The sequence below is a fragment of the Kineococcus arenarius subsp. arenarius genome (assembly GCF_050871845.1).
GTDB lineage: Bacteria > Actinomycetota > Actinomycetes > Actinomycetales > Kineococcaceae > Kineococcus.
Genome location: NZ_JBJLSE010000113.1, coordinates 1 through 11,723, shown reverse-complemented (window position 1 = coordinate 11,723; position 11,723 = coordinate 1). Strand labels below are relative to the sequence as shown.

Sequence of the window (11,723 nt, the reverse complement as noted above, 5' to 3'; positions counted from 1 at the left end):
AACGCCCGGTTACATTCCGAACCCGGAAGCTAAGCCCGCCAGCGCCGATGGTACTGCCTGGGAGACTGGGTGGGAGAGTAGGTCACTGCCGGCCACTCACTTTTTGTGGTGAGGTCGTGAAAGGCCCGTCGGGTGTGTTGGTCGCACCTGACGGGCCTTTTTCGCGTTCTCGGTACCGCGGTCCAGCCGAGTCGTTGCGAACGCGTGCATAGACGTGCACCGTGAAGAGTCCGGCGGGTGCGGCCTCCCAGGGTTGGACGTGGCGCACGCTCCCGTGCGAGCCGTGCCCGCCCGGCGCATCCTACGGTCGAGTCCTGCGCTGCCGAGGTGCGGCTGTGCCCGATCGAGGAGGTCTCCGTGTCAGACGAACCCGACGCCTCGGCCGTGCCGGTGCCCGGTCCAGGGGAAGCGGGCCGCCCGCGCGGCGGTCCGTACGAGTGGCTGCAGCGAGGGCTGGCCCTCCTCGCCGACGGTGAGGCTGCGGCAGCCGCGACCCTGCTGGCTCGCGCTCACGCCCAGGAGCCGACGTCCACGGGAGTGCTCGAGGCGCTGGCTCGTGCGCAGTACGACGCGGGCGACGTGGCGGCGGCCGCGGAGTCGTTCCGGCGACTGGCGCACGCGCGCCCCGCGGACGACTACGCTCACTTCGGGCTGGGGCTGAGCCTCAGTCGTCTCGGGTACTTCGGCACGGCGGCTGAGCACCTCGCCATGGCGCACGCGATGCGTCCCGACCGGCCCGAGTACGCCGACCGTCTGCGACAGGTCCGCGCCACGCTGGCGGCGCGGCAGAGCCCGGGGAGTACGTGAGCACCACCGGAAGCACCACCGGGACGACCGGCTGGGGCGGAACGCCCCCGAGCACGCTGAGCGGGAGCGACCGCTCCCTGCTGCTGGAGCACGACGCGATCCTGCTCGACCTGGACGGTGTCGTCTACGTCGGTGCCCACGCCGTGCCGCACGCCGCCGACTCCCTGAGGCGGGCTGCCGCCGAGGGGAGTCGGCTGGCCTACATCACCAACAACGCGTCCCGGCCGCCGTCCACCGTCGGCGCGCACCTGCGTGAGCTCGGTGTCCCCGCGGAGGACGAGGACGTCGTGACGTCCGCGCAGGCTGCTGCCCGCCACCTCTCCCAGCGTCTCCCAGGAGGTTCCCGGGTTCTCCTCATCGGTGGCGCCGGGCTCCGCGAAGCGCTCGCAGCCGTGGGGCTCACCACCGTGGACTCCCTCGCGGACGACCCCGCAGCCGTCGTCCAGGGCTTTTCGCCGGACACCTCCTGGGCGCGCTTGGCCGAGGCCACCCACGCCGTCCGCGCCGGCCTCTGGTGGGTCGCCACCAACCTCGACGCGACCGTCCCCACCCCCCACGGGCCTGCGCCCGGGAACGGTCTGATGGTGCAGCTGGTCGCCCGAGCCGCGGGTCGCGACCCCGACGTGGTGTGCGGCAAGCCCGAGCGCGCGCTGTTCGACGAGGCCGTCGCCCGCCTCGGGGCTCAGCGGGCCCTGGTGGTCGGCGACCGGCTGGACACCGACCTGCAGGGTGCCCGCACGGCCGGCCTGACGGGCCTGCTCGTGCTGACGGGGGTCACAGGTGTCGCCGAGCTGCTCGCCGCCGCACCGCACGAGCGTCCCCACCTCCTCGGGCGCGACCTGCGCTCGTTGCGGCACGAGCACCCCGAGGTCGCGGTCGAGCGCTCCGAGGACGGCGTCACCGTCCGGTGCCGCGACGCGGTGGTCGTCCTCGGCCCGGCGGAGGCGTCCGTGCGCTCCGCCGCCGCGGGGCCCGACGGCCTCGACGTGCTCAGGGCTGCCGCGGAGGCCGTGTGGACTGCTCGGGACACCGAGCCGGGGGCGCGGTGGGACCTCGACGTGGCCGGGCTGGTCGAGCAGGTCGTGCACACCCTGCCCGCCGACACCCCGGAGCCTGGGGACGAGACGTCGGGCGAGGTCCGGGGCGGCTTGTAGCCTCACCCGCGTGAGCGAGCACCCGACCCTGACGCCCCGGCCCGCGCCGCCCGCACGCCGGGCGGACGGCGCCGCCGACCCCGAGGACTCCGCCGCGCAGCAGAACCTGGACGCCGCGCTGACGCGCCTGGACGGGTTGGGCGCTCTGGGCGTGCACGAGCACGTCGAGGTCTACGCCGGGATCGACCTGGCGCTGCGCGAGCGCCTGGCCGGCACGGAGGGCTGAGGTGGCCCGCCGCCTGCGTCTGGACGCCGAGCTCGTGCGTCGCGGTCTGGCGCGTTCGCGCGAGCACGCGAGCGAGCTGGTGGCCGCGGGCCGCGTGAAGGTGGCGGGCACGACGGCCGGCAAGCCCGCCACCCAGGTGGACCCGGCGTCCCCGATCCTCGTCGAGAGCCTCGAGGAGGAGGGTTACGTGAGCCGCGGCGCCCACAAGCTCGTCGGCGCCCTGGACGCCCTGGACGTCCACGTGGCCGGGCGCCGCTGCCTGGACGCGGGCGCCAGCACGGGCGGCTTCACCGACGTCCTCCTGCGGCGGGGCGCCGATCACGTCGTCGCGGTCGACGTCGGGTACGGCCAGCTGGCGTGGTCGCTGCGGCAGGACCCGCGCGTGACCGTCCTGGAGCGCACCAACGTGCGGGTGCTGGAACCCGACGCGGTGGCCCCGGCCCCGTCGCTCGTCGTGGCGGACCTGTCCTTCATCTCCCTGGCCCTCGTCCTGCCCGCGCTGGTGCGGTGCGTCACTCCGGAGGCTGAGCACGTGCTCATGGTCAAACCCCAGTTCGAGGTCGGGCGCGAGGCCCTGGGGGCGGGGGGCGTCGTGCGCAGCGCCGAGCTGCGGGCGGGTGCGGTCCGCTCGGTCGCCCGGGCCGCCGGTTCCTGCGGGCTGGGCGTGCGCGGGGTGGCCGCCAGCCCGCTGCCCGGCCCCAGCGGGAACGTCGAGTACTTCCTGCACCTGCAGGCGGGCGCGCCCGCGCTCGAGGAGGAGGCGCTGCAGCGCGCCGTCGCCGAGGGGCCCCAGGCGGGGCTGTCGTGAGCGCCTCCCCCACCGGCTCGGCCCCGGGACCGCGCAGCGTGCTCGTGCTCGCCCACACCGGGCGGCCCGAGGCGGTGACCGCACTGACGGAGGTCGTGCGTCGGCTCCACGAGGCGGGCGTGCACACCCTCATGACCCCCGAGGAGGCGGAGGCGCTCAGCGTCGCCGATCGGCGCCTGGTCGCCGAGCGCCACCTCGACGGTGCCGTGGAGGGCGCCGAGATGGTCATCGTCCTCGGCGGCGACGGCACCATCCTCCGCGCCGCCGAGCTGGTGCGCGGGACGGGGGCGACGCTGCTGGGGGTCAACCTCGGGCACGTGGGGTTCCTGGCGGAGGCCGAGCGCGAGGAGGTCGTCGGCACGGTGTCCCGGGTGGTCGCCGGCGACTACCGCGTCGAGGAGCGCATGACGCTGGACGTGGAGATCGTGCTCGACGGTGAGGTCGTGGCGCGCTCCTGGGCGGTGAACGAGGTCTCGGTGGAGAAGGGCAACCGGGAGCGGATGATCGAGGTGGTCGTGGACGTCGACGGCCGACCCCTGAGCACGTTCGCCGGTGACGGCCTCATCGCCGCCACGCCCACCGGCTCCACCGCCTACGCGTTCTCCGCGGGGGGCCCGGTCGTGTGGCCGGAGGTGGAGGCGCTGCTCGTGGTGCCGATCAGCGCGCACGCGCTGTTCGCGCGCCCCCTGGTGATCGCACCGACGTCCTGCGTCGGCGTGGAGGTGCTCCCCAGCCTCGACGACGGCGGTGTGGTGTGGTGCGACGGGCGCCGCACCTTCACCGCCCCGACGGGCGCACGCGTGGAGGTGCGGCGTTCCCCGCGGCGGGTGCGCCTGGCGCGGTTGAGCACGGGGGTCTTCACCGACCGGCTGGTCGCCAAGTTCGGTCTGCCCGTGCACGGGTGGCGCGGGCCCCGAGCCGCTGCGGACGGGAGCTGAGCGGAGTGCTCGAGGAGATGCGCATCCGGGAGCTCGGCGTCATCCGGGACGCCCGGTTGCCGCTGGGGCCCGGCCTGACGGTCATCACCGGGGAGACCGGAGCCGGCAAGACGATGGTCGTCACGGGCCTGGGGCTGCTCATGGGCCAGCGCGCCGACGCTTCGGCGGTGCGCAGCGGTGCAGAGGCGGCCTCGGTGGAGGGGCGGTTGTCCGTGGACCCCGCCGGCCCCGTCGCGCTGCGGGCCCAGGACGCCGGCGGCGAGCTGGAGGACGGTGAACTGCTCCTGGCCCGCACCTTGTCCGCCGCCGGTCGCAGCAGGGCCCACGTGGGGGGGCGGGGTGCCCCCGTCGGGGTCCTGGCGGAGCTCGCCGAGCACCTGCTGGCCGTGCACGGGCAGACCGACCAGCAGCGGCTGCGCTCGGCGGCGCAGCAGCTGCAGGTCCTGGACGCCTTCGCGGGGTCGGTCCTGGACGCCGACCGGGCGGCCTACGCGCAGGGCTGGGACCGGTGGCGCAGGCTGTGCGCGGAGCACGACCACCTGGCGGCCCACGCCTCCGAGAGGGCCCGGGAGGCGGAACTGCTGCGGATGGGCCTGGAGGACGTCGAGCGCGTCGCTCCGCAGCCGGGTGAGGACGTGGCCCTGCGGGAGGAGGCCGGACGGCTCGCGCACGTCGAGGTGCTGCGCACCGCCGCCGCCGACGCGCACCAGGCGCTGACCGGTGAAGGTGCCGGCGGTGAGGGACCCGCCTCCGACGAGGGCGCGGACAGCCTCCTGCAGAGCGCCCGGCGGGCCCTGGCCCAGGCGGGGGAGCACGACCCCACCCTGGCCGCGCTCGCCGCCCGCGTCGGCGAACTGTCCTACCTCCTGGCGGACCTGTCCACCGAGGTCGCCGACTACGCGCAGGGCCTGGAGGCGGACCCCGCGCGCCTGGCCGCGGTCGAGGACCGTCGCGCGCAGCTGACCGCGCTGGTGCGCCGCTACGCCCCCGTCCCCGGGCAGGACGGCACCGAGGGGGTGGACGCGGTCCTGGCCTGGTCCCGGAACGCCGTCGCGCGGCTCCTGGAGCTGGACGACGACGGCCGGCTGGAGCAGCTGGCCGCCGAGCGGGACGCCGTCGAACGCGAGCTGCGCCAGCTCGCCGAGCGGATCAGCGCTGCGCGCACCGCTGCGGCCCGCGAGCTGGAGGAACGGGTGGCCGTCGAGCTGTCGGCGCTGGCCATGCCCAGCGCTCGTCTGCGCGTGGAGGTCCGCAGCGGCCGGGAGCTGGGGCCGCACGGGTGCGACGTCGTCGAGCTGCAGCTGGCCGCGCACTCGGGGACCGAGTTCCGACCGCTGGCCCGAGGGGCGTCCGGTGGGGAGCTCTCGCGCGTCATGCTCGCCCTGGAGGTCGTCCTCGCCGGGGCGGACCCGGTGCCGACGATGGTGTTCGACGAGGTCGACGCCGGCGTGGGCGGGCGTGCCGCCGTCGAGATCGGCCGTCGGCTCGCCGCCCTGGCGCGCAGCACGCAGGTCATCGTCGTGACCCACCTGGCCCAGGTCGCCGCCTTCGCCGACAGCCACCTCACCGTGGTCAAGACGGACGACGGCAGCGTGACCGAGTCCGGAGTCGTGCGGCTCGACGACGAGGGGAGGGTCGGCGAGCTGGCGCGCATGCTGTCCGGTCGCGGGTCGGGCACCGCCCGCGCGCACGCCGAGGAGCTGCTCCGCTCCTCGCGGGCCGAGGCCGAGCACGTCGCGGTGGCACCGCCGGCGGCGCCGCGGCGGGCGCGCCAGCCGCGCGTGCGACGATCGAGCAGGACCGCGGACCGCTCCGGCGGCTGAGGGTCGGCCGTGCGAGCGGCCCGCGCAGTGCACGTGGACGAGGGACGGGGTGGCCCGTCGGGTGGGGAGTGACCGACTTGATCAGGCGCCGGTGGGGACGCGAGCCCGCCCGGGCAGAGGCCTCCGGCCCCGCGCAGGTGCCGTCGGGAACGGTGCAGGGGACCGCTCGCGTCGACCGGCGCACCAAGGCCCTGACCAAGCGGTTGCGCCCCGGCGAGGTCGCGGTCATCGACCACCTCGACCTCGACCGCGTCTCGGCCGAGGCGCTGGTGGCCTGCGGGCCGGCCGCCGTCGTGAACGCCTCGGCCAGCACCTCCGGGCGCTACCCGAACCTGGGTCCGGAGATCCTGGTCGAGGCGGGGGTGCCGGTGCTCGACGCCGTGGGCCCGGAGGTGATGACGGCCGTGGCCGAGGGCGTGCGCCTGCAGCTCGCCGGGGACGAGCTGCGCAGCGACGGGCGGGTCGTGGCCCGCGGCCGCCGCCTGACCCCCGAGGACGTCGCGGCCGACATGGAGGCCGCCCGCGCGGGGCTGTCCCTGCAGCTGGAGGCCTTCGCGGCCAACACCATGGAGTACCTGCGCCGCGAGCGGGACCTGCTGCTGGACGGGGTCGGGGTGCCGGACGTCCGCACGCGGCTGGAGGGCCGGCACGCCCTCATCGTGGTGCGCGGGTACCACTACAAGGAGGACCTCGTCACCCTGCGCCCGTACGTGCGCGAGTACAAGCCCGTGCTGATCGGGGTCGACGGCGGTGCCGACGCCATCCTGGAGGCCGGCTGGAAACCGGACATGATCGTCGGCGACATGGACTCCGTGTCCGACGCCGCCCTGCGCAGCGGTGCGGAGGTCGTCGTGCACGCCTACCGGGACGGACGGGCCCCGGGGCTGGAGCGGGTGCGCGCCCTGGGCATCGACGCCGTCGTGTTCCCGGCGACCGGCACCAGCGAGGACGTCGCGATGCTGCTGGCCGACGACAAGGGCTCCACGCTCATCGCGGCGGTGGGCACCCACGTCACCCTGGTGGAGTTCCTCGACAAGGGGCGCTCGGGCATGGCCAGCACCTTCCTGACCCGCTTGCGCGTGGGTGGCAAGCTCGTCGACGCCAAGGGCGTCTCGCGGCTCTACCGCTCGCGGGTGTCCGACCGGCAGGTGCTCCTGCTCGTCCTGGCCGGGGTGCTCGCGCTGGTCGCCGCCCTCGCGGTGACCCCCACGGGGCAGGCGATCCTGGCTGTCACCGGCGCCCGCCTCGGCGACGCCTGGGCGTTCGTCACCGCCCTCGTCCCGGGCGGTGGGCCGTGAGGGGCCCCGCCCGCTCCGGCTCCCCGCTCCACCCCCGACGACAGGACACGCAGTGATCGACTTCCGGTACCACGTCGTCTCGCTGGTATCGGTGTTCCTGGCGCTGGCCGTCGGCATCGTCCTCGGCGCCGGCCCCCTCAACGAGAGCATCTCCACGGGGATCACCGACCAGGTGCGCCAGCTCACCGAGGAGAGGGAGCAGTTGCGCACCGAGCGGGACGAGGCCTTGGCCGTGGGCGAGGCGCAGGACGCCTGGGCCGAGGCCGTGGCCCCGGCCGTGGTCGACCGCCTGCTGGGTGGCCGTGCCGTCGCCGTCGTGGAACTGCCCGGTGCCGACTCCAGCACGGCCGACGCCGCCGTGGAGGTGCTGCAGCAGGCGGGCGCCACCGTGTCCGCCCGCGTGAGCGTGCAGGACGAGTGGACCGCCGAGGCGCAGGAGCAGGAACGCGCCGACCTCGCGACCGAGCTCGCGCCCCAGCTGGGCACCGACGGCGACGCGGAGCTGGTGGACACCGAGCCGCAGGTGGTGCTGGCCACCGCGCTCGCCCGTTCCCTGGTGACCGCCGACCTGGCCCAGACCGTCGTCGCCGACCCCACCCGCACGGCGCTGCTCACCGCCCTCGCCGACGCCGGTCTCGTGGAGGTGGACGAGCAGGCCGAGCAGCGCGCCACGCTGACCCTGCTGGTGACCGGCGCAGCCGACCCGGACGCCAGCGAGGAGCGCGCTGAGTCCGCCGCAGCGGCGTGGGAGGCCCTGGCCGGCCGGTTCGACGACCTGGCGGCGGGTGTGGTCGTCGCCGGTCCCACCGAGGCGGCAGCCGCCGACGCGGCCGTGGCCGTGGTGCGCTCCGACGACGAGCTGGCGGAGCAGGTCAGCACGGTGGACGACCTGGACACCGCCATCGGCCGCGTGAACGCGGTGCTCGCGCTCCGGGAGCAGCTGGCCGGCCGGGCGGGCCACTACGGCACCGCCTCCACCGCCACGTCGGTGAGCCCGCCCCTGCCGGCGGCCGCGCCGTGAGCGCCGCCGCAGCCGCGCGCACCGCCGCGGCCGGGGTGGTCGCCGTCCGCGCGGGCCGCGCCCTCGCCCGTCGGCTGCCCCGCCACCCGCCGGGCGGAGCAGCCCGGTGGGAGCGCCGCAACCACCGGGGTGACGTCGTCACGCTGCTGGAGGGCCCGGTGGCCGCGCTCGCCGCGGGAGCGGGGAGCCTGCCGGCCGCCCCGCCGTGGGGCCGGGCGGCCGCGGTGGCGACCCTGGGCGCCGGGGCGTTCGGCGCCGTGGACGACCTCGCCGAGCGCCGCGGGGACCGGGAGGCGGGCGCTCGCGGGCTGGCCGGCCACCTGGCTGCGCTGCGCCGCGGGCGCCTGACCACCGGCGCGCTGAAGGTGCTCGGGCTGGGGGCGACGGGTGCGGCGTGCGCCGTGCTGACCGCCCCGCGGAGCCCGCGCCGGCCGGGGGAGCTGGTCGATGCCGCCCTCGCCGCCGCCCTCGTCGCCGGCAGCGCCAACCTGCTGAACCTGTTCGACCTGCGCCCGGGGCGCGCGGCCAAGCTCACCGTCGTCGTGGCGGCCTCGCTGGCCGCCGGGGCTCCGGGCAGCAGCGGTGCCGCGCGAGCGCGCCCGCTGGCCGCGGCGGCCGCCGGTTCCGCGGTCGCGGTCCTGCCGGACGACCTGGCCGGTCGCAGCATGCTCGGCGACACGGGAGCCAACGCGCTGGGGGCGCTGCTCGGCGTGGCCTGCCTGGCGCGCTGGGGGCGCGCCGGGCGGGTCGCCGCACTGGTCGTGGTCACCACCTTGACCCTCGCCTCGGAGCGGGTGAGCTTCAGCCGGGTCATCGAGGCGTCCCCGCTGCTGCGGGAGCTGGACCGGCTCGGGCGCCCGTGAGGGGCGCGCGGTCGGTCGCGGCCGCCGCCGCCTCGGTCGCCGTGCTGACCGTCGCCGCGCGCCTGGCCGGCTTCGGCCGGCTCCTGGCGTTCTCGCAGACCGTCGGCGACAGCTGCCTGGGCACGGTCTACGCGACCGCCAACCAGGTGCCCAACGTCCTGTTCGAGGTGGTCGCCGGCGGGGCGCTGGCAGGCGTCCTCGTGCCGCTGCTGTCGGCGCGGCTGGCCTCGGCCGACCCGGCGGAGCGGGCTGCGGCGTCGCGGACCGCCTCGGCGGCGCTGACGTGGAGCGTGCTGGTCGTCAGCCTGGCCGCGGCGGTCACGGCCCTGCTGGCGCGCCCCCTGGTGGACGTGCTGCTGCGGGACACCTCGGCCGCGCAGTGCGGTGGTGACCCGGCGGCCCTCGGGACGCTGATGCTGTGGGTGTTCCTGCCGCAGGTCCCCCTGTACGCGGTGGCGGTGGTCCTGGCGGGCGCCCTGCAGGCCCAGCACCGCTTCACCGCCCCGGCCGCGGCACCGCTGGTGTCCAGCCTCGTGGTCGGGGCCACCTACCTGCTGGTGGGGGTGCTGGTGCCGGCCCCGGTGGTGCGCAGCGGTCTGCAGGACGTCCCGACGGTGGCGGTGGCGGTGCTGGCCGGGGGGACGACCCTGGGGGTCGTGGCGCTGGCGGCCGCCCACGCGCCCGCGCTGCGCTCGGCGGTGCGCTGGCGCCCGACGCTGCGCCCGGCGCCGGGGGACTGGCCGCGCCTGCGCTCGCTGGCGCTGTCGGGGCTGGCGGTGCTGCTGGCCCAGCAGGTGGTGTCGGTGGTCGTGATCCTGCTCAGCAACGACGCCGCCCCGGGCGCGGTGAACCGCTGGAGCTACGCCTGGGCGCTGTTCCTGCTGCCGTACGCGGTGCTCGCGGTGCCGGTGGCCACGGCCGTCTTCCCCCGCCTGGCCCGGGCCGCGGAGGAGGGTGCTCAAGAGGTCTTCGGTGCGCTGCTGGCGCGTTCGGTGCGCACGGTCCTGCTGGTGAGCTCGCTGGGAGCGGCCGTGCTCGCGGCCACCGCCGTGCCCGTCGCCACCGTCTTCGTCGTCGGACGGGTGGGCTCCGGGCGCACCGACGACCTGTCCCTGGCCCTGGTGGTCTTCGCCCCGGCGCTGCTCGGGTACGGCCTGGCGGCCCTGCTGACGCGGGCCCTGTACGCGCTGGGGGCCGGGCGCGCGGTGGTGACCGGGACCGTGACCGGCTGGGTCGTCGTCCTCGCCGGCATGCTCGCGGGCGTCGCGCTGCTCCCGCCGGAGCGGGTCGTCACCGCCCTGGCCGCGGCGCACGCGGTGGGGCTCAGCGTCGCCGGGGCGCTGCTGCTGCGCGCGGCTCGCCGTCTCGCCGGGCCCGCCGCGCTGAGCGGGGTGGTGCGGGCGCTGGTGGCGGCGGTGCTCTCGGCGGCGGCGGGTGCTGCGGCCGGAGGCGCGGTGCCCGTGCTGCTGGGGCGGGACGAGCTGGTGGCCGTGCTCGCCGCCGGGGTGCTGGCCGCCGCGGTGGCCGTGCTGGTGTGGGCGGTGGCCGCCCGGTCGCTGGTGCCGGGTGACCTGCGGGTGCTGACCGGGTTCGCCGGCCGGCTGCTGCGCCGCGCGAGGGCCGTGGAGCCGGACCCCGGCCCGGGGTCGACGACGGAGGGGGAGGGACGTGGACGAGACGGCGCGCGAGGGCGCTGAGGCGGTGCCGGGGCACGCGGCGGTGGTGTTCGTCCTGGCCACCAGCGCCGGCGGGGTCGGCAGGCACGTCGCGGAGCTGTGCTCGGGGTTGAGCGCGCGGGGAGCGGCGGTGCACGTGGCGGCACCCGCCGAGACGCTGAGCCGCTTCCCGTTCGACGCGGCGACCACCCCGGTCGGGATCGGCACCTCGCTGCACCCGCTGCGCGACCTGCGCGCGGCGGCGCGGCTGCGGCGAGCTCTGCTGGCTCCGTCCGCGCGCGGGGCGGTGGTGCACGCCCACGGCGTGCGGGCCGCTCTGGTGGCGAGCCTGGCGGTGCGGACGCTGCACCCGCGACCGGGACTGGTGGTGACCCTGCACAACGCCGTCCTGGGCTCGGGGGGGCGCGCCCGGCTGGGGCGGGCCGTGCAGGACGCGGTGTGCCGCTGCGCCGACGTCGTGCTGGCGGTCTCGCAGGACCTGCTGGAGCAGGCCCGGTCGGCCGGGGCCCGGCGGGTGCGCCGCGCGCTGGTGCCGGCGCCGGTGCTGCGCCCGGGCGCGCCCGTGCTGCCGCCGGGGGACCCCGTGGTGCTGGTGGTGGCCCGGCTGGCCCCGCAGAAGGGCCTGGGGGTGCTGCTGGACGCCGTCGGGCTGCTGAGGCACCGGGCCCGCGTCCTGGTGGCCGGCGACGGGCCGCTGCGCGCCGTGCTGGCCGAGCGCGTCGCGGCGCGCGGGCTGCCGCTGGTGCTGCTGGGTGCCCGCGACGACGTCCCGGACCTGCTGGCCTCGGCCGACGTGGCCGTCAGCGCCAGCGAGTGGGAGGGGCAGCCGGTGTTCCTGCAGGAGGCGCTGCGGGCGGGGGTGCCGGTGGTGGCCACCGACGCGGGCGGTACCGCGGAGGTCACCGGGGCGGCCGCGGACCTGGTGCCGGTGGGCGACGCCGCGGCCCTGGCCGCGGCCGTCGACGCGCTGCTGGCCGACCCGCAGCTGCGCGAGGAGCGCCGGGGGGGCGGCCCCCATCCCGCCCCGCCGCATCCCCCCCCCCCCCCCCCCCGTCGCCCGGGCGTGCACCCACCACGGCCCGGCCGGCGCCCCGCCCCCCCCCCCCCCG

The 11,723-nt window shown here is 77.1% G+C and carries 11 protein-coding genes and 1 rRNA gene; all 12 read left to right on the top strand.

Annotated elements, in window-relative coordinates; genetic code table 11:
- Positions 1-94: ribosomal RNA gene (gene rrf, locus ACRYM0_RS18475) — 5S ribosomal RNA — on the top strand; the annotation flags it as partial.
- A 263-nt stretch (positions 95-357) separates the two neighbouring features.
- Entirely contained in the window at positions 358-807 is a 450-nt protein-coding gene (locus tag ACRYM0_RS18470) for a tetratricopeptide repeat protein (RefSeq protein ID WP_432507305.1), read from the top strand.
- Positions 804-1,961: an HAD-IIA family hydrolase gene (locus ACRYM0_RS18465; RefSeq protein ID WP_432507304.1), complete on the top strand. Its 1,158-nt coding sequence runs from the start codon at positions 804-806 to the stop codon at positions 1,959-1,961. The genes ACRYM0_RS18470 and ACRYM0_RS18465 overlap by 4 nt, the downstream gene beginning before the upstream one ends.
- Positions 1,962-1,971: 10 nt before the next feature.
- Positions 1,972-2,187 (top strand): hypothetical protein, encoded by a 216-nt coding sequence (locus ACRYM0_RS18460; protein ID WP_432507303.1) that lies wholly within the window; start codon positions 1,972-1,974, stop codon positions 2,185-2,187.
- Between the two features lies 1 nt (position 2,188).
- Positions 2,189-2,995, top strand: a complete 807-nt coding sequence (locus ACRYM0_RS18455; protein ID WP_432507302.1) for a TlyA family RNA methyltransferase — start codon at positions 2,189-2,191, stop codon at positions 2,993-2,995.
- Positions 2,992-3,933: an NAD kinase gene (locus tag ACRYM0_RS18450; RefSeq protein ID WP_432507301.1), complete on the top strand. Its 942-nt coding sequence runs from the start codon at positions 2,992-2,994 to the stop codon at positions 3,931-3,933. Before ACRYM0_RS18455 ends, ACRYM0_RS18450 begins: the two co-directional genes overlap by 4 nt.
- Positions 3,934-3,950: 17 nt before the next feature.
- A complete protein-coding gene (recN, locus tag ACRYM0_RS18445) occupies positions 3,951-5,756 on the top strand; it encodes a DNA repair protein RecN (RefSeq protein ID WP_432507307.1) in 1,806 nt (601 codons plus the stop codon).
- 137 nt (positions 5,757-5,893) lie between these two features.
- A complete protein-coding gene (gene steA / locus ACRYM0_RS18440; RefSeq protein ID WP_432507300.1) occupies positions 5,894-7,054 on the top strand; it encodes a putative cytokinetic ring protein SteA in 1,161 nt (386 codons plus the stop codon).
- Positions 7,055-7,106: 52 nt separating this feature from the next.
- Positions 7,107-8,075, top strand: coding sequence for a copper transporter (locus ACRYM0_RS18435; RefSeq protein ID WP_432507299.1), 969 nt, complete (start codon positions 7,107-7,109; stop codon positions 8,073-8,075).
- Entirely contained in the window at positions 8,072-8,938 is an 867-nt protein-coding gene (locus tag ACRYM0_RS18430) for a hypothetical protein (protein ID WP_432507298.1), read from the top strand. Before ACRYM0_RS18435 ends, ACRYM0_RS18430 begins: the two co-directional genes overlap by 4 nt.
- Positions 8,935-10,635, top strand: coding sequence for a murein biosynthesis integral membrane protein MurJ (gene murJ, locus ACRYM0_RS18425; protein ID WP_432507297.1), 1,701 nt, complete (start codon positions 8,935-8,937; stop codon positions 10,633-10,635). The genes ACRYM0_RS18430 and murJ overlap by 4 nt, the downstream gene beginning before the upstream one ends.
- Positions 10,607-11,723, top strand: a 1,117-nt coding sequence (locus tag ACRYM0_RS18420; protein ID WP_432507296.1) for a glycosyltransferase family 4 protein, incomplete at its 3' end; no start/stop codon positions are given. The genes murJ and ACRYM0_RS18420, both read left to right, overlap by 29 nt.